The 19,197-nt window shown below is 34.7% G+C and carries 12 protein-coding genes; 3 read left to right on the forward strand and 9 right to left on the reverse strand.

Going from position 1 to position 19,197, the window contains the following annotated elements:
* Positions 1–15 precede the first annotated feature (15 nt).
* From leuD to SD960_RS06860, 4 genes are all read right to left on the reverse strand, one after another.
* Positions 16–612: a 3-isopropylmalate dehydratase small subunit gene (leuD, locus tag SD960_RS06845; RefSeq protein WP_026982656.1), complete on the reverse strand. Its 597-nt coding sequence runs from the start codon at positions 610–612 to the stop codon at positions 16–18.
* A 172-nt stretch (positions 613–784) separates the two neighbouring features.
* Positions 785–2,179, reverse strand: coding sequence for a 3-isopropylmalate dehydratase large subunit (leuC, locus tag SD960_RS06850; RefSeq protein ID WP_318801751.1), 1,395 nt, complete (start codon positions 2,177–2,179; stop codon positions 785–787).
* Positions 2,180–2,707: 528 nt separating this feature from the next.
* Positions 2,708–3,628, reverse strand: a complete 921-nt coding sequence (locus SD960_RS06855) for a helix-turn-helix transcriptional regulator (protein ID WP_318801752.1) — start codon at positions 3,626–3,628, stop codon at positions 2,708–2,710.
* Between the two features lie 71 nt (positions 3,629–3,699).
* Complete coding sequence (locus SD960_RS06860) at positions 3,700–4,503, reverse strand: SDR family oxidoreductase (protein WP_318801754.1); 804 nt, start codon at positions 4,501–4,503, stop codon at positions 3,700–3,702.
* Positions 4,504–4,830: 327 nt separating this feature from the next.
* Here SD960_RS06860 and dnaE point away from each other — a divergent pair, with 327 nt between their 5' ends.
* Both dnaE and SD960_RS06870 read left to right on the forward strand, forming a co-directional pair.
* On the forward strand, positions 4,831–9,375 hold the full coding sequence (dnaE, locus tag SD960_RS06865) for a DNA polymerase III subunit alpha (protein ID WP_318801755.1): 4,545 nt from the start codon (positions 4,831–4,833) through the stop codon (positions 9,373–9,375).
* 178 nt (positions 9,376–9,553) lie between these two features.
* On the forward strand, positions 9,554–10,513 hold the full coding sequence (locus tag SD960_RS06870; RefSeq protein ID WP_318801757.1) for an outer membrane beta-barrel protein: 960 nt from the start codon (positions 9,554–9,556) through the stop codon (positions 10,511–10,513).
* Between the two features lie 213 nt (positions 10,514–10,726).
* On the opposite strand, the gene SD960_RS06875 is transcribed toward SD960_RS06870, so the two are convergent.
* The 4 genes from SD960_RS06875 to SD960_RS06890 all read right to left on the reverse strand — a co-directional run bounded on the left by SD960_RS06875 (position 10,727) and on the right by SD960_RS06890 (position 17,324).
* Positions 10,727–11,719 carry a Gfo/Idh/MocA family oxidoreductase gene (locus tag SD960_RS06875; protein WP_318801758.1) on the reverse strand — a complete coding sequence of 331 codons (993 nt, stop codon included), beginning with the start codon at positions 11,717–11,719 and terminating at the stop codon, positions 10,727–10,729.
* 445 nt (positions 11,720–12,164) lie between these two features.
* Positions 12,165–14,273 (reverse strand): prolyl oligopeptidase family serine peptidase, encoded by a 2,109-nt coding sequence (locus SD960_RS06880; protein ID WP_318801759.1) that lies wholly within the window; start codon positions 14,271–14,273, stop codon positions 12,165–12,167.
* Positions 14,274–14,404: 131 nt separating this feature from the next.
* Positions 14,405–16,612: a TonB-dependent receptor gene (locus SD960_RS06885; RefSeq protein WP_318801760.1), complete on the reverse strand. Its 2,208-nt coding sequence runs from the start codon at positions 16,610–16,612 to the stop codon at positions 14,405–14,407.
* 358 nt (positions 16,613–16,970) lie between these two features.
* Complete coding sequence (locus SD960_RS06890) at positions 16,971–17,324, reverse strand: hypothetical protein (protein WP_318801762.1); 354 nt, start codon at positions 17,322–17,324, stop codon at positions 16,971–16,973.
* A 192-nt stretch (positions 17,325–17,516) separates the two neighbouring features.
* Between SD960_RS06890 and SD960_RS06895 the strand changes: the two genes are divergently transcribed.
* The gene (locus SD960_RS06895) at positions 17,517–18,251 is read left to right on the forward strand and encodes a porin family protein (RefSeq protein WP_318801763.1); all 735 of its coding nucleotides are present in this window, start codon (positions 17,517–17,519) and stop codon (positions 18,249–18,251) included.
* On the opposite strand, the gene SD960_RS06900 is transcribed toward SD960_RS06895, so the two are convergent.
* Positions 18,246–18,851 carry a hypothetical protein gene (locus tag SD960_RS06900; protein ID WP_318801764.1) on the reverse strand — a complete coding sequence of 202 codons (606 nt, stop codon included), beginning with the start codon at positions 18,849–18,851 and terminating at the stop codon, positions 18,246–18,248. The two genes, SD960_RS06895 and SD960_RS06900, sit on opposite strands and share 6 nt — an antisense overlap.
* Positions 18,852–19,197: the final 346 nt, after the last annotated feature.

The raw sequence follows: 19,197 nt of genomic DNA on the forward strand, positions 1-19,197 counted from the left end.
ACTGAACCTGATTTTTTAGTAAGGAAGTTTATCGGCGAAAGCCACAATATCTTCCTTAATATTTTGTAAATAATCAATGTCATCAAAGCCATTGATCATGTTGTTCTTTTTGTATCCGTTGATTGCAAAAGATTCTGATTGACCAGTTGCCAATAAAGTAATCGTTTGGTTTGGTAAGTTAATTTCTAATTCTGTTTTTGGATCAGCTTCGATTGCTTTAAAGATTGTATCAGCAAATTCAGGGCTAACCTGAACTGGTAAAACACCAATATTTAGACAGTTTCCTTTAAAGATATCAGCAAAGAAACTTGAAACAACAGCTCTAAAACCATAATCGTAAACTGCCCATGCAGCGTGCTCTCTTGAAGATCCTGAACCGAAGTTTTTTCCTCCAACCAATATTTTTCCGCTATAAGTTGAATCGTTTAAAACGAAATCAGCTTTTGGAGTATCATCTCCGTTGTATCTCCAGTCTCTAAAAAGATTGTCTCCAAAACCTTCACGTTTTGTAGCTTTCAGGAAACGAGCCGGAATGATTTGATCTGTATCTACGTTCTCAATTGGCAACGGCACTGCGCTGCTGGTAAGTATATTAAATTTATCGTATGCCATTTTTTGGAATTTTAGATTTTAGATTTTAGATTTTAGATTTTCTTTTGAAAACTTAAAATTTAGAAGCTAAAATGTTTTTGTATTAAATAATGTAAATCAATTTTTCTTTGAAGAATTTTAGAAGATAAATGACACACGGTGAAATCTAAAATCTAAAATCTTCAATCTAAAATTAAAAAAGTTCTCTCGGATCCGTTAGTTTTCCTGTAACAGCCGCAGCCGCAGCCATAATTGGACTTGCTAAAAGCGTTCTTGAACCTGGACCCTGACGTCCTTCAAAGTTTCTGTTTGAAGTACTTACTGCATATTTTCCAGCAGGAACTTTATCATCATTCATTGCCAAACAAGCAGAACATCCAGGCTGACGTAATACGAAACCAGCTTCTGTCAAAATATCTAAAATACCTTCTTCTTTAATTTGAGCTTCAACAACGTGAGAACCCGGAACTAACCAAGCGGTAACATTATCTGCTTTTTTTCTTCCTTTTACAATTTCGGCGAAAGCCCTAAAATCTTCAATACGTCCGTTTGTGCAACTTCCTAAGAAAACGTAATCAATTGGTTTTCCAATCATCACATCATCTTCGTGGAAGCCCATGTAAGCAAGGGATTTTTTGTATGTTTCCTCACCACCTTCAACCTGGTTGGCATTCGGAATATGTTTTGAGATACCAATTCCCATTCCAGGGTTAGTACCATAAGTAATCATTGGTTCAATGTCTGACGCTTTGATGTTTAATTCAGCATCAAACACAGCATCAGCATCCGTTTTTAAAGTTTTCCAGTATTCAACTGCTTTCGTCCAGGCTTCTCCTTTTGGAGCGTATAAACGTCCTTCAAGGAAATCAAAAGTAGTCTGGTCTGGAGCTATCATACCACCACGGGCACCCATTTCGATACTTAGGTTACAAACCGTCATACGGCCTTCCATACTCATGTTTTCGAAAACATCTCCGGCGTATTCAACAAAATAACCTGTACCTCCGGAAGTAGTTAATTGTGCAATAATATAAAGAGCAACGTCTTTTGGACCAACACCTTTGCTTAATTGACCGTTTACGTTAATACGCATTTTCTTTGGTTTTGGCTGCATGATACATTGTGTAGAAAGCACCATTTCAACCTCAGAAGTTCCGATACCAAAAGCAATAGCTCCAAAAGCACCGTGAGTAGACGTGTGAGAATCTCCACACACAATAGTAGCACCTGGCAAAGTAATTCCGTTTTCAGGACCAACTACGTGTACAATTCCATTTTTAATGTGACCTAATCCCCAGTGAGAAATTCCATATTCATTAGCATTATCTTCAAGAGCTTGAAGCTGATTTGCTGACAAAGGATCCTGAACTGGTAAATGTTGGTTTATGGTTGGTGTATTGTGATCTGCAGTTGCAAAAGTACGCTCAGGGTACAAAACCTTAACGTCTCTGGCTTTTAATCCTAAAAAAGCAACAGGACTCGTAACTTCGTGAATGAAATGGCGGTCAATAAAAAACACATCTGGTCCATCTTCAATTTTACGCACTACATGTGAATCCCATACTTTGTCAAATAATGTCTTACTCATTTTTTATTTTTTTTAATTGTAATTTCTATAATCACAGCAATCTCCTGTTTATTATAATAGCAAAACAAAAGTAAAAAAAGATACAAATGCGTCAATTTCAATATTTCATTATATACGATACCCAAAACAAAATACAAATTGCGAATGGGCTTTTGTGTATTAAATTTTGGCAGAAAAATGATTTAGAAATTGATTTTGATTTTCTTTTTTAGCTTTAATTTTGTTTAATTGCTCTTTGTTTTAATAGTTTGCAAATTTATCTTATAATCACTATAAAATATAATAATTAATTTAAAAATATGTAACAAAATGAATAAAAATAGTAATAATTGTTATTTTTGATTTCTTTTCGAAATGAACGCTTTTATGGATTATTTGCGCTTTTAAGCTGTTTTTTAAGCCACTATTTAGACTCAATAAAATGTCTAAATACTACGACATCCAAGAAGTGTATTTTTATGAAATTTTATGTTTTTTAAAATAAAAACTATGTTTTGATGAGAATGTTTTTTAGGATAATTTTGAAGATTAATTCAGTGAATTTTTAAATTCTAATGGTGTAAGACTAATTTTCTTTTTAAATAATTTGCTGAATGACTGAGGATATTCAAAACCCAATTGATAGGCTATTTCTGCCACTGAAAGATTGGTGGAAATCAAAAAGTCCTTTGATTTTTCAATTAGTTTTGAATGAATGTGCTGTTGTGCATTTTGTCCGGTTAAATTACGAAGCATGTCGCTAAGGTAATGTGTAGAAACATTAATTTGTGAAGCCAGAAAATCAACTGTTGGTAATCCGTTCTTTAAGGTTTCGGCATTATTGAAATAATTATCAAGAGTATCTTCTACTTTTAGTAATAAATCACTGCTGATTGTTTTTCTGGTGATGAATTGACGTTTGTAAAAGCGATTGCTGTAATTAAGCAAAACATCAATATATGAAACAATTACATCCTGGCTCATTTCGTCTATTGCGGTATGAAGTTCGTTGTCAATGCTTGTCAATAACCCTATAATGGTTGTTTTTTCACTGTCAGAAAGATGCAGCGCTTCATTGGTATCATAAGAGAAGAAACCGTATTTTTTGATGTTTTTCCCTAACGGATAATTTCTAATAAAGTCAGGATGAAAAAGCAGTGTAAAGCCAAAATATTCAATTCCTTCCTGATTATCCGTAAAAATCAATTGATTGGGTGAAGCAAACATCAACCCTCCTTCATTAAAATCATAATAACCCTGACCGTAACCCATTTTTCCATTGGTCGAAAATTTATAAGATATTTTATAAAAATCGAGTAAAAAAGAGGTGTTAATTAAATCACCATGTATAACAAGTTGAGTATTATCAACCAGACTGATCATAGGGTGAAGCGGTTTTGGCAGTCTTAATAAACTATGAAACTGCGAAATAGAGGAAATTTTTGCCGGATTGTTATTTTTCTTTTCCATGATATAAAGGTATAAAAAATCAAAAACGAATACCGTACAGATTGTCAAAACCTGAACGGTATCAGAATAAATTATGCTCCCAAAAATTGTTTCCCAAATTCAGCACGAAAAACTTCATCGCCTACTTCAAGTCTCTGTTTGTAAAGCGCTTTAGCATCTTCTCCGGCTAGATATCTCAATTTGGTTTTTCCATCCGTTGCTGCTTCAAAAACAACTTCGGCAATTTGTTCTGCAGTCGATGCCATTTCAAACATTACATCTACATTTTCAAACATTTTATTTGCCATTGCTTCATATTCAGGTTTAACCCCAGTGTCAAGTGAGCCGTGTAAAAATTCTGTTTTAATACCTCCCGGAGAAACAGTTTTGATGTTTACCCCAAACGGATTTAATTCATAAGCCATACTTTCGCTCCAGCCTTCAAGACCCCATTTTGTTGCGTGATATACAGACCCTAAGGGAAACGCGATCAATCCGCCAATGGAAGTTGTTGAAATAAATAATCCGCTTTTTCTTTCTCTGAAATATGGAATAAAAGCATTGGTAACACGAATTACCCCTAACAAATTAGTGTTAAGCTGTTTGGTAATCTGATCGTCGCTAAAACTTTCCAAAGGACCAATTAATCCATAGCCGGCATTGTTAAAAACAACATCAATTTCGCTTAATTCGATAGCTTTTTGAATTGTGCTTTGTATTTGATCATAATTGGTAACATCTAATGGTAATAAGGTCACGTTTTTTAAACCCGAAAGTTCTTCTTCCTTTTCAGGATTTCTCATTGTTGCGATTACATTCCATCCTTGATTGTGGAATAATTTTGCTGTAGCTTTTCCTAATCCGGATGAAGCGCCTGTGATAAAAATTGTTTTCATAATAATTTGTTTTAATTTGATGAAGCAAAGTTCAGGCGAGAGCAGCGGTTAAAAGTGTTCATTTTGAACCAATGAGTATCCAAAATGAATAATAGAAGTTTTTAACATCAAATAACCGAAATTTTATCATTTTTATTGGTTTTTAACAGTTTCTAATAATGATTTTGATTAATGCTTTTTGTTGATAATTCGTTTTTCATTAGCTTAAAAAAAGCGTAATTTTGAACTTCCTCCATTTTCTATAAGGCAAATTTATATCCTCCATATAATCAATTATTTATATGGTAAAAATTTGAATGTGGAGCTTAATTTTTGTATTTTAACTCTATGTATTTAATATTCGATACCGAAACAACCGGATTACCAAAACGCTGGGACGCTCCCATTACCGATTCTGACAACTGGCCTCGCTGTATTCAGATCGCGTGGCAGCTGCATGACGAAATGGGAAAGCTTATCGAGCATCAGGACTATTTGGTAAAACCAGACGGATTTAATATTCCGTATGATGCCGAACGTATTCACGGAATTTCAACTGAATTGGCTGAAGCCGAAGGAATCACGCTGGCCGAAGTTTTGGAGAAATTCAATATCGCATTAAGCAAAACCAAATTTATTGTTGGTCAGAATTTAGGTTTCGACGTTAATATTATGGGAGCCGAATTCCATAGAATGGGCGTTGATTCTACAATGGCTTCTTTACCGGTTTTAGATACTTGTACAGAAGTTACTGCTTCATTATTACAACTTCCGGGAGGTCGTGGAGGAAAATTCAAACTGCCAACCTTAACAGAATTACACAGTTATCTTTTTAATAAGCCTTTCGCGGAAGCGCACAACGCAACTGCCGACGTTGAGGCAACAACACGTTGTTTCCTTGAATTAGTAAGAAGAGAAGTTTTTACGAAAGAAGAACTGGATGTTCCAAAAGAATATTTTAGAGAATTTCAAGAGAGAAATCCACAGGAATTTCCGTTAATCGGATTAAAACACATCAATTTAAAAGCAGCTTCTGATAAAATCAGAGAGCAAATAAAAGCTTTACAAGTTGATGAGGTACAAACTACGGTTTCAGAATCAGACAGAGCCGATTTTAAAGCGGCAAAATACGCGCATTTACACAACCATACCCAGTTTTCGGTTCTTCAATCGACTATAGGTATTGCAAATATTGTTTCGGCTACAGCCAAAAACAAAATGCCGGCAGTAGCCATGACAGATACCGGAAACATGATGGGGGCTTTCCATTTTGTGAGCGCCGTTATGAACCACAACAAAGCAGCTTCTGGTAAAAATAAAGCTTTGGTTGAAGCCGGAGAAGAGCCAACAGAAACCGAAATAAAACCAATTGTAGGCTGCGAATTTAATGTCTGCGATAATCACTTAGATAAAAGCAAAAAAGACAATGGAAATCAGGTTGTATTATTAGCCAAAAACAAAAACGGTTATCACAATCTGGCAAAAATGTCGTCGATTGCATTTACAGACGGTTTTTATTATGTTCCAAGAATTGATCGAAAAATTATTGAAAAATACAAGGAAGACATTATGGTTTTGTCCGGGAATTTATACGGAGAAATTCCGAGTAAAATTCTGAATATCGGTGAAAACCAAGCCGAAGAAGCTTTGATTTGGTGGAAAGAACAATTTGGCGATGATTTTTATCTGGAAGTCATGCGACACAATCAGGAAGATGAAAATCGTGTTAACAAGACTCTGATCGAATTCTCCCAAAAGCACAATGTCAAATTAATTGCTACAAATAATACTTATTATTTAAATAAAGAAGATGCCAATGCGCACGATATTTTATTGTGTGTAAAAGACGGTGAAAAACAAGCTACGCCAATTGGTCGCGGTCGTGGTTACCGTTACGGATTACCAAATCAGGAATACTATTATAAGTCGGAAGAAGAGATGAAAAAACTCTTTGCCGATTTGCCGGAAGCTATTATCAATATTCAGGAAATTGTAGATAAGGTTGAAGGATATTCCCTTTATCGCGATGTATTGCTTCCTAAATTTGATATTCCGGAAGAATTTGTTGTTGCCGAAGATGAAGCAGACGGTGGTGTAAGAGGTGAAAATGCTTATTTGCGACATCTAACGATGGTGGGTGCGAAAAAAAGATATGGTGAAATTACCGAATCGATTCAGGAGCGTCTGGATTTTGAGTTGCTGACGATTTCAAATTCAGGTTATCCGGGATACTTTTTGATCGTTCAGGATTTCATTGCCGAAGCCCGAAATATGGACGTTTCGGTAGGGCCTGGTCGTGGATCTGCGGCGGGATCTGCCGTTGCTTACTGTTTAGGAATTACCAACATTGACCCGATAAAGTACGATTTGCTTTTTGAGCGTTTCCTGAATCCGGATCGTGTATCGATGCCCGATATTGATATCGATTTTGATGACGAGGGTCGTGGTCGTGTTATGGATTATGTAATCAATAAATACGGTAAAAATCAGGTGGCTCAAATTATCACATATGGTAAAATGGCAACCAAATCAGCGATTCGTGATACGGCGCGTGTATTGGATTTACCATTATTTGAAGCCGATAGAATTGCAAAACTGATTCCGGCAATGATGCCTTCAAAATGGAATTTGGCGCGTTTTATTTCTGAAAACGAAGAAGATGTTAAAAAAGCCCTTCGATCTGATGAATTTGATAACGTAAAAGAATTAATCGCCATTGCCAATGAAGATGATTTGGCCGGAGAAACAATTCAACAGGCAAAAATTCTGGAGGGATCGATGCGAAACACGGGAATTCACGCCTGTGGTGTAATTATTACGCCATCGGATATTACGAATTTCGTTCCCGTAACCACCGCAAAAGATTCTGATTTATATGTAACGCAGTTTGATAACTCGGTTGCCGAAAGTGCAGGATTGCTAAAAATGGACTTCTTGGGTCTGAAGACCCTTACACTGATAAAAGATACCGTAAAACTGGTAAAATACAGAACCGGAATTGATCTTGATCCTGATACTTTTCCAATTGATGATCAGGAAACGTATGCGCTTTTCCAAAGAGGAGAAACAGTTGGAATCTTCCAATACGAGTCGCCAGGAATGCAAAAATACATGAAAGATCTGAAGCCAACGGTTTTTGGAGATTTAATTGCCATGAATGCCTTGTATCGTCCGGGACCTTTGGAGTATATCCCTTCTTTCGTTCGAAGAAAAAATGGCGAAGAAGAAATCAAATACGATTTAGATGCCTGTGAAGAATATTTAGGAGAAACTTATGGAATTACGGTTTATCAGGAGCAGGTAATGCTTTTGTCGCAATCGCTGGCAGACTTTACAAAAGGTGAAGCCGACGTTTTACGTAAAGCGATGGGTAAGAAACAAAAAGATGTACTTGATAAAATGAAACCTAAGTTTGTCGAGCAAGCGGCAAAAAAAGGTCACGATGCCAAAATTCTGGAGAAAATCTGGAAAGACTGGGAAGCTTTTGCGAGTTATGCCTTCAACAAATCGCACTCGACTTGTTATGCCTGGATTGCTTATCAAACGGCCTATTTAAAAGCACATTATCCTGCAGAATATATGGCAGCGGTTCTTTCTAATAATATGAACGATATCAAACAAGTATCCTTTTTTATGGAAGAATGCAAGCGTATGGGCTTACAGGTATTAGGGCCATGTGTGAATGAATCCTACTACAAATTTACGGTAAACGATGATTATGCTGTTCGTTTTGGAATGGGGGCAATTAAAGGTGTTGGTTCCGGAGCAGTTGAAACAATTGTAGAAAATAGAAAAGACGGAAGATATAAATCGATTTTTGATTTGGCTAAGCGAATTGATTTGCGTGCAGCCAACAAAAAAGCGATTGAAAATTTAGCACTTGCCGGAGGTTTTGACTCGTTTGAAGGAACTACAAGAGCGCAATATTTTCATGATGATGGCGATGGAATTACGTTTTATGAAAAAGCGATGCGTTACGGATCTAAATTTCAGGAAAACGAAAATTCATCGCAGGTAAGTTTGTTTGGTGAAACCAGTGAAGTACAAATTGCAGAACCTGTTGTTCCGCCTTGTGAAGACTGGAGCACGATGGAAAAACTGGCCAAAGAAAAAGAGGTAGTTGGAATTTATCTTTCTGGACATCCGCTTGATGATTTTAGATTTGAGATGAAATACTTCTGCAACGCAAGATTAGAAGCATTGAAAAGCATGAACGAATATGTGGGTAAAAATCTAAACTTTGCCGGAATTATTAATAATGTACAGCATCGTGTTGCAAAGAACGGAAAAGGCTGGGCAGTATTTAATTTAGAAGGATATGATGAGAGTTTTGAGTTTAAGATTTTTGGTGAAGAATATTTAAAGTTCCGTCACTTCCTGATTCAGAACAATTTTGCTTACCTTAAGATATTAATTAAAGACGGATGGGTAAATCACGATACAGGTAAAAAATCAGACCCAAGAATGCAGTTTGTTGAAATTAGACAGCTACAGGACATACTTGAAGTATTTGCTAAAAAATTAATTGTGTTGTTGAATATAAAAGATCTTCAAACAGAATTTATTCATAGACTAAGTCATTTATTTAATGATAATAAAGGAGATAATTCAGTGACTTTTGAAATCATGGAATTAGAGAAAATCAAGCGTTTGGTTGAGGTAGAAACAACTAATGAGTTTGAAGAAACCGAAGATGCTGTTTTTGTTGATGAAAGTGAAAATGACGATAACGAAGTAGCACTAAGTGAAACTAAAATGCAGGAAGTAAAAGAAGTAGAGGAAATAAAGGTTGTAACCAAATTAACAATGCCGAGCCGACGATTAAAGATCAGGATTTCGACAGAGTTATTGCAGGAATTAGAAAAAATGCAGGTAAATTTTAAGCTGAATTAAATTTTAACAGTTAAAATTTAGAAGAATGCATTTTTTTTAAGTTAAAATTATGCATGCATAATAGTTTTTTAGTAATATTGCTCAAAATTACAACGTTTTCGTACAAAGGAATGTATTACACCGTACAAGAATATGTTAAATTATTTTAAGTTTGTATAAATTAATTAAAATCAGAATTATGAAAAAGAGCCTATTTTTATTAGGATTATTAGTTTGCTCTATGGCCACAATGGCGCAAACAGAAACAGCAGATAAGCCAGAAAGCTGGTATTTTAAATTAGGAGGATCATATTTTATTCAAACAGCAGCAACGGAATTTCCAATTGTAAATGGTGCATTGCCTAATACAGATGTTTATGCTGCGGATGGTACAACTTTACTTTCAAGAGAAACAAATCATGGTTCATTTGGAGAAGGTTTCCGAACAGGTCTAACTGCCGGATATCGTTTTTCAACTCGTTTGGGTGTAGAATTAGGAGTTAACTATTTTAGTAGTGCTAGTAAAACTATGGTTGAAACTACTAATAGATTAGTTGCGGCTGGTCCTGTTTTTGCTACTGGAAAAGCGGTAGGAAAAATTCAGGCTTTTGACGTTGCTCCAGCGCTTGTATTGTTTTTAGGTGAATCTCACGGTTTTGAACCTTACACAAAAGTAGGAGTTATTGTTCCTATTCACGGAGATTTGACAATTAAAACAAATAGAACTTATACAACTCCGGCAGGTATTGTGACTAGTTATGCTAAAGATGTAGTAAAACCTAACCCAACAGTTGGATTTTTGGCTGCATTAGGAACATCTTATAAATTAGGAACACACATTGCTATTTTTGGAGAATTAGAATACCGTAACTTTACTGTTCACGGAAAAACTAAAGAAACTGAAGTATATACAGAAAATGGAGTAGATAAATTAAATACGCCTACTAATTTCCGTCCTGATGCTTCATATTCTGCGAGTCATGTTGATTATGTTAAGCAATTAAACACAGGTTCTAATCACTATTTGTTTAATCCAAATACAGCAACAACAAATGTTACTACTGACACAACTAGACCTAATGAAGCTATGAATGATATTAGTTCTTATGTTGGAATTTCTGGTTTAGGTTTGACTTTAGGTTTAAGATACAGCCTATAATTCTAAAAGGAATTTTATAGTTTATAAAAAAGAGGATATTCTAATGAATATCCTCTTTTTCTTTTACCTCTTGTTTGTCATCCCGAGGAACGAGGGATCTCGCAAGAAATTCCGCAAAGTAAGTTACCAATCTTTGTCGAGCTACTTACGGAGATCCCTCGTTCCTGGGGATGACAAGATTGTGTGATAATCGGTCCATCGCAATGATGAATATTACTTTAAACCTCTAAACTCCTTCAAAACTTCATCAATAACCCAGGTTGTTCTTGCTCCCGAAGTTCCTTTAGATGGAGAAGCTCCTTCATTTCCTAAAAGTTCTGCAACAACAGTTTCAATAAAGGGCTGCTGAATATGTAATGGATTTTCAATTGTAATGCTCTCTTTTTCGCCGTTTGCGTATTGAATATGTATTGGATCATTTCCAAAAGTAGAGAAAGATATTTTTCCTTTATCACCTACAATATCAGTATTGTCGTAACGTTCAAAACTGGCGAAATTCCATAAACCAGTTCCATGAACTCCGTTTTCGAATAAAAACGACATCGAAACCGAATCTTCTGCAGGATATGCTTTGAGTTGCGAACTTGCATGCCCGCGAACCGATTTAATCGGACCTAAAACAAAATCAAGAAAATCTAAAGTATGACAAGCCAGATCGACAAATATTCCACCACCGGAAATATGTGGTAAAACTGTCCACGGCAAATTGATTTCATCGTCATAACGCTCTTCAAACGGATGGTACAAAACACAATTTACATGTCTAACCGTTCCTATTTTATTTTGATCGATTAGTTCTTTTATTTTTAAAAATCTCGGTAAACTTCTTCTGTAATAAGCCACAAACAGCGGAACATTATGTTCTTTGCAAGCGCTAATCATTTCGTTGCATTCTTCAAATGTCAAAGCCATGGGTTTTTCAACATAAACCGGTTTTCCGGCTTTGGCACACAAAATTGTATATTCTTTATGAGAAGATGGAGGAGTGGCAATATAAACAGCATCGACTTCAGGATCATTTATTAAATCTGCGGCATTCGAATACCATTTGGGAACATTATGACGTTTTGCGTAATCTTCGGCAAGTTTTGCGTCTCTTCGCATTACAGCAACTAAGGCAGAATTCGGAGCTTTTTGAAACCCTGGTCCGCTTTTAACTTCAGTTACATTTCCGCAACCTATAATTCCCCATTTTACAATTTTCATTTTTTGGTTTTTTTAGTTTTCTCAAATTTAAAAAAGGTTTGCCACGAATTGCACAAATTTTCGCTATTTCTTTGCGTTAAAAAAAGCCACGAATTCACGAATTATTTTTTCACGCAGATTTAAAAAGATTTAAACAGATTCGCGCAGATCTTATTTTCAAATTAAATAAATCTGCTCAAATCTGCAGAATATGTGTTAGGCAAAACTTTAAAAAGTTCGCCACGAATTGCACTAATTTTCCCGAATTTTTATTTTTAAGCTGTGTAAAAAGGTTTGCTATGAATTTCACGAATTTAATTAGTGAAAATTAGTGAAATTCGTGGCAAAAAAAACTTTACAGATTGTAAAATCATTCTAATCCCTTAATCTGTGGCAAAAAAAATATAGCCACTAATTCACAGAAATAATTCGTGAACTAGTGGCTATAATAATTATAGACTAAAGTTTACTTTTTTGGTAAAGCCTTAAATCCCATATTGTAAAGCGTGAACGCCTGAATATCTACATTTTCCTGAATTGTAGCCGCAACAGATTTTCCTGCACCATGACCCGCTTTTACATCAATACGAATCAAAACAGGATTATCTCCGGTTTGTTTGTCTTGTAATTCTGCAGCAAATTTAAAACTGTGTGCCGGAACAACACGATCGTCATGATCTCCTGTTGTAACCATTGTTGCCGGATATTTTACGCCTTTTTTTACATTTTGTACTGGCGAATATCCTTTTAAATATTCAAACATTTCTTTATTGTCCTGTGCCGTTCCGTAATCGTAAGCCCAGCCTGCACCGGCTGTAAAAGTATGGTAACGCAACATGTCCATAACACCTACGGCTGGCAATGCTACTTTCATTAAGTCAGGACGTTGTGTCATTGTTGCGCCTACTAATAAACCTCCGTTTGAACCTCCGCGAATCGCTAAGAAATCAGATGAGGTATATTTTTGTGCAATTAGATATTTCGCAGCAGCGATAAAATCATCAAATACATTTTGTTTGTGCAATTTTGTTCCCGCGTCATGCCATTTTTTGCCGTATTCACCACCGCCTCTTAAATTGGCAACCGCATAAACGCCACCGTTTTCCATCCATACTGCATTTGCAATACTAAACGCCGGAGTTAAACTAATATTGAATCCACCATAACCATAAAGGATCGTTGGGTTTTTACCGTCTAGTTTTGTCCCTTTTTTATAGGTAATAATCATCGGGATTTTTGTTCCGTCTTTTGAAGTGTAGAAAACCTGTTTAGATTCATAATCTTCACTTTTAAAATCTACTTTAGGTTTTTGATAGATTTCTGATTTGCCTGATTTTGGATCAAAAGAAAAAATACTTCCCGGAGTTGTGTAATTGGTAAAGCTGTAATACAATACTTTTTCATGTTTTTTTCCTCCAAATCCGCCAGCAGTTCCTACGGCCGGAAGTTTGATCTCGCGAACTAATTTTCCATTATAATCATATTGCAAAACCAATGAAACAGCATCTTTTGTATAATTGGCAAATAAGTATCCTCCACCGGTTGAAGGTGCTAAAACATTTTCTGTTTCTTTAATGAAATCTTTCCAGTTTTCAGGTTTCGGATTGCTGAAATCTACAGATACAACGCGTTTGTTTGGTGCATTAAAATCGGTTTCGATGAATAATTTACTTCCTTCGTTATCAATAATAACATTGTCGCTGTTAAAATTATCAACAATTGTGATAATCGAGCTGTTGGGTGTGGTCAGATCTTTTATGTAAAGCTCATTTCCATAAGTAGAATTGGCTGCTGTAATTACCAAATAATGATTGTCTTCGGTAACATATCCGCCTACATATCTACGTTTTTGATCGGCACCAAAAATGACTTTATCTTCTTTTTGAGAAGTTCCAAGTTTATGGAAATACAATTTATGCTGATCTGTTTTGGCAGATAATTCACTGCCTTTTGGTTTGTCGTAACTAGAATAATAAAACCCTTCGTTTCCTAACCATGAAACACCACTAAATTTCACATCAACTAAAGTATCTTCCAAAACTTTTTTAGACAAAGCATCAATAATGATTACTTTTCTCCAGTCGCTTCCGCCTTCAGAGATAGAATATGCAGCTTTATTTCCATCTTTAGAAAAATCTAAACCGCCAAGAGATGTCGTTCCATCTTTAGAGAAAGTATTCGGATCCAGAAAAACTTCTTCTTTTCCTTTTTCATCTTTTCTATAAATAACCGATTGATTTTGGAGTCCGTTGTTTTTAGAAAAATAAGTAAACTTTCCTTCTGTATACGGAGCGCCTATTTTTTCATAGTTCCAAAGTTTCTCCATCCGTTTTTTTAATTCTTCACGAAACGGAATTTTATCCAAATAACCATACGTAACTTCATTTTCGGCTTTTACCCAGGCACCAGTTTCTGCAGATTTATCGTCTTCAAGCCAACGATACGGATCGCTAACTTTAGTATCGAAATACACATCAACAGTTTCGCCTTTTTTAGTTTCGGGATATTTAATATTATTTTGCCCAAATGAAATCCCTGCAGTAGTAATAGCCATTATAAGAATTGTTTTTTTCATAGTTTAGGTTTGTCAGTTGTAACAAAAATAGCACTTTTTGTGGTAAAAAAAATAAACCATATAAGTAATATAAGTAAATCTAAGCAGGCTTAAATTAAATGAACTTATATGACTTATATGGTTTAAAAAAACTATATGTTGAAGTTTACTCCTAACACGATATTTCTTCCAATGTTCGGAACTCCATCTGTTTTTAATCTTGAAAGATGCGCGATATATTTTTTATCAAATAAATTGTTTCCGTTCAGGTTGACATCAAAAGCTGTTTTACCCAATTTTACGGTTCCTCCAAAGCCTAAATTTACCAAAGTATATCCTTTTGAAGCCGTTTCAAAACCACTTACATTACTTTGATCAAAAGTCGAAGAAACGTTTAAAGAAGCATATCCTTCCTGAAACCAATTTTTGATATTGAACTCAGTTCTAAGTGTGTTATTCCAGTTGTTTGCCGGAATCAAAGGCAAGTAATCATTGTTGTCTTTTTTACCCGTAACCGTTTCAAAACTGGTTTCAAAATGCAGCCAGTCTAAAGGATGTGGATGAAAATGCAATCCAACTTCACCACCATACAATTTTGCATTATCCTGAACATAGGCAAAAACATCATTATCATCTAAAACATCTCCGGTTGGCGAAGTATAAATGTAATTGTTGATGTGATTGTAAAATCCGTTGATAAAGAATTCAAAATGCGAATTTTTATATTCTAAATTCAAATCAGTCTGAACGTTTTGTTCAGTTTTTAAATTGGCATTTCCAATTTCATAACGGTTTGTTCCTTCATGAACTCCGTTTGAAGTTAATTCTGCTAAGTTTGGCGCTCTAAAACCAGTCGCAACATTCAATCGAAGTGTAAGCGGTTCAGCCAATTTTGTTTTATATCCTAAAGAAGCATTAAAACTGTCAAATGATTTGTCTAAAGGAAGAAAATAACCTTCTTCACCTTCCGTTCCATGCGCTTCAGAAGTCACGTTTCTGTTGTCAAAACGCAATCCTGCTTGTAAAACGCTGGAATTCCACTCGTAATTGGCAGTTCCAAAAACACCAAAATCATTTGTTGTCGCATCCGGAATCAAATATTCTTCACCAGAATTTTTGTTCGTTTGATGCATTCCCTGAACACCTAAAATCGTTTCAATTTTACCAAATTTCGGAAAATGATATTTTGCATTATAATTTAAAGTATTCAGTTTCATGTGCAAAGAAGCCTCGTTGCTGTCTTCAAATTCGCTTCTGTCATTTGAAATGTAACCCAAATCAACATCTAGTTTTGAATTTTCGAAAAAGATCACATTGTTCAGACTCAATAAATGATTGAAAATTCCCTGTCTTGGAAATTGTGTGTCTTTGCTTGAAGATTGTTCGCCAATTCCGTCTTCCGGAATTCCGATATCCAGTTTGTTGTAATTGTATCTTAAAACACTGGAAAAGCTTGAATTACTATATCCAATTCCGGTTTTTAAATCGGTTTCATTATAACGTGAATTCGTTACGCGATCGCCATCGGCAATTTTATAATCAGAATGAGTGTTGTAACTTCCGCGAGCGAGAAATTTCCAGTTGTCTGTAGAAGTTTTTAATCCGATAGATGAATTACTTCCTTGTGTATTCGTGAAATATTTTTGACTGAAATTAGCTTTAAAAGTTCCGGCATCGGCAAATTTTTCAGGATTAAAATATAAAACTCCTCCCAAAGCATCAGAACCATATAATAAAGAAGCCGGTCCTTTGATAACTTCAACACTTTCAATTCCCGCATCGTTTAAACCTAAACCATGTTCGTCTCCAAATTGTTGATTTTCAATTCTTACACCTTGAGAATACACCAAAACACGATTTCCGCTTAAACCTCTAATAACCGGTTTTCCAATAGAAGTTCCGGTAGAAATTTGAGAAACTCCGGGAATCGTTGCCAAACCTTCAATTAAAGTCGAAGTTCCTTTTTGCTGTAGTGTTTTGATGCTTTCATGCTCGACTTTCATAACGTTTTGCGATTGCAATTTGTTGAAAGGAGTTGAAACGACTACTTCATCCATTTCAAAAACAGATTCTGAAAGTACAATGTCTAAAGTGTTTTCTTTTAATAATTTAGAAATCGTTTTGTTTTGAGTTGTATATCCAACAAAGGCAAAAGCAAGTCTAAAATTGCCGTTTGGAAGGTTTTTAAATTCGTATTTTCCGTTTTCATCCGTGGTTGTTCCTCTATGCAATTCAGGCGCATACACCGAGACGCCGGGCATGGCTTGGTTTTCAAGATTTGTTACGGTTCCTGAAACAGAATTTTGAGCCGAAAGCAGGCTCGAAAACCCTAAAATAAGGGCTAATATTATTTTTTTCATTTGAAAATGATGCTATAGTTAAACTCGTTTAGTGTAATTTTTCAAACACATAGAAACATAGTATTTATAGTTTTAGATAAAGACGTTTCACTTAGTTAAAATGCACATAGTTTGATCTATGTGAAAGAAACTTGTTTCTTTTTTACGCCCTTTTTAATAGAATATAAAGTCTATGTTTCTATGTGTTAAATATTTTTGAGTTACAACGATGTTATAATTAATTGGATTTTTTTCCTTTAAACTAATACATTGAAATCAAAGTAAACTTGCCAATCCTGATACATTTCAAGGATGGAAAATTTGTTTTGTTCCGAATTAGATTAAAAGATTTGTGGGTTTTATTTCGAATATTTCGAAATCAGGAAACTATAACTGCAGGCGGGCCACGTAATAAGTAGGCACTTTCTGAAAATGAAAATATTTTTTCTGAACGTGTAAAGAAATAAGGAATTTCTTTGTGTAAAGTATATAGTTGAAATGAAAATTCTTCGGGAATAACATAACTTCCAAAAGCAAAATGACAAACATAACACAAATCATAATCATGGTGCTGATGCGTTATTTCTCCGCTTGGATCACTATAATCATGATGACATTGTTTCTCTGAAAGCTGCTTTACAATATGCTCATAACTGTGTATGGACTGAAACAATATTGAGAACAATACTGTCAGCGCCAAAGAAACACTTAATATGAGCTGCTTTTTTTTCATGCATGACAAAGGTATAAAAGAGCAATGAATAATCGATTTGTTTTTTTGATTCTATTACTGATTTATTGAAAATAGTGCAATGAAAGAATTTATTCGTAGCGAAAAAAAGAATAATTTCGTGTTAATTCACTTCTTGAGCCAGCATTATATTATATTTGTAAGTGAAATAAATCAACTCTAAAAAACGTTTACTTGAGAACATCCTTAAAACCAAAATACGATATGCGATTCATTTTTAGTTGTTTATTTATAATGTCGTTTTTTAGTGTTTTTTCTCAGGAAGAAACAAAACCTAAAATAGAACCGACTGTAAAAATCGATTCTTTATATCGTGAAGATCAGTTTTATTTTTCGATCACTTATAATTTGCTAACCCAGATCCCGGAAGGCCTGAAACAAAATAAATTTTCTGCAGGACTTTCTGCGGGGTTCCTTCGTGATATGCCAATAAACAAAAAAAGAACCGTTGCAATTGCCACAGGTTTAGGATTAAGCTATCAAAATTATTTTCAAAATCTTACTATTTCTAAAATGCCTGACGGCGGATTGGCATATGCAGTAAGTGACTATAATGATATTAGTTCAAATAGATACAGACAGTATTTGGTCGATCTTCCAATAGAATTTCGATGGAGAAATTCGACTTATGAAAGTTATAGATTTTGGAGAATTTATGGAGGATTTAAAATCAGTTATGTCTTTGCTAATAAATCAGTTTTAGATAATGGCGAAGAGAAGTATGTAGTTAAAAATAATCCGAATATAAATAAAGTTCAATATGGCGTTTATCTCGCTGCAGGTTATAATACCTGGAATGTTTACCTCAATTACGGATTAAACCCTTTGTTTAAAGACGTAATTACTACTTCGGGACAAAAAATAGATGTTAGGACCTTAAATGCGGGATTGATATTTTACATTTTATAACCATAGATATAAAAATAGCATTTGCGGTAATATACCAAGTGCCAAACCAATAAGCAGCTCTTTATTTGTGTGCGCGTCCATGGCTAATCTTGATGATGCCACAATTCCGGTCAGGAAAACCATCAACGCCGTCCAGTAAGGGTTGTGCGTTTGCAAGTGAATGCTTAACCCGATAACAAAAATAGTAAATCCGCTAATTGCCATCATGTGCAAACTTGCCTTTATCTTGAAAAGTGATCCTATTAAAGCCAAAATTGTACTAAACAAAGCACCAAGAAAAAAGAAATGAAGTTCTGGATAACGCATTATGACAATGCTTCTTTTTACCAATAAAATATAAAGAAAACATTGTAAAATAAGCGGAATTTTACGTTGCGAAGTTTCATGGATCATTACAGATTTTACATGTCCCGTTGAGCGAAGCAGCATAAAAAATAATATGGGAACCAAAATCGTAATGATCAGAATTTGAAACAAAACATAATATTTCTCCTGATTTGTAAAAATATCACCTTTACAATACAAATAAAATAAAGTAGCATACATCGAAATAAAAATCGGATGCAGTATATAGGAGAATATCGGGAGTATTTTTTTCAAAATCTTTAATTTGAGGTCTTCACAAATATAGGGAAATATTTTTTTTTTGCCACGAATTACACGAATTTTCACTAATTTTTTGCAGTTTAAAAAATGTTAGCTACAGATTAAAAGATTCTCACAGATTGTAAAATCATTTTTAATCCTTTAATCTGTGGCAAATAAAAATTCGTGAAAATTCGTGAAATTCGTGGCAAACCTATTTTACTATTTGTTTCAAGCAGATTCTGCAGATTTTAGCAGATTTGATAAATAAAAATCTGTATGGATCTGCTAAAATCTTTTTTAAATCTGCGTGAAATAATTAGTGAAAATTAGTGCAATTAGTGGCAAATTTTTTTAATCT

The sequence above is a fragment of the Flavobacterium sp. MMLR14_040 genome (genome assembly GCF_033657265.1).
GTDB lineage: Bacteria > Bacteroidota > Bacteroidia > Flavobacteriales > Flavobacteriaceae > Flavobacterium.

Coding starts and splice junctions, on each gene's coding strand:
- leuD (WP_026982656.1), bottom strand. CDS start 612: ATGGCATACGATAAATTTAATATACTTACCAGCAGCGCAGTGCCGTTG.
- leuC (WP_318801751.1), bottom strand. CDS start 2,179: ATGAGTAAGACATTATTTGACAAAGTATGGGATTCACATGTAGTGCGT.
- SD960_RS06855 (WP_318801752.1), bottom strand. CDS start 3,628: ATGGAAAAGAAAAATAACAATCCGGCAAAAATTTCCTCTATTTCGCAG.
- SD960_RS06860 (WP_318801754.1), bottom strand. CDS start 4,503: ATGAAAACAATTTTTATCACAGGCGCTTCATCCGGATTAGGAAAAGCT.
- dnaE (WP_318801755.1), top strand. CDS start 4,831: ATGTATTTAATATTCGATACCGAAACAACCGGATTACCAAAACGCTGG.
- SD960_RS06870 (WP_318801757.1), top strand. CDS start 9,554: ATGAAAAAGAGCCTATTTTTATTAGGATTATTAGTTTGCTCTATGGCC.
- SD960_RS06875 (WP_318801758.1), bottom strand. CDS start 11,719: ATGAAAATTGTAAAATGGGGAATTATAGGTTGCGGAAATGTAACTGAA.
- SD960_RS06880 (WP_318801759.1), bottom strand. CDS start 14,273: ATGAAAAAAACAATTCTTATAATGGCTATTACTACTGCAGGGATTTCA.
- SD960_RS06885 (WP_318801760.1), bottom strand. CDS start 16,612: ATGAAAAAAATAATATTAGCCCTTATTTTAGGGTTTTCGAGCCTGCTT.
- SD960_RS06890 (WP_318801762.1), bottom strand. CDS start 17,324: ATGAAAAAAAAGCAGCTCATATTAAGTGTTTCTTTGGCGCTGACAGTA.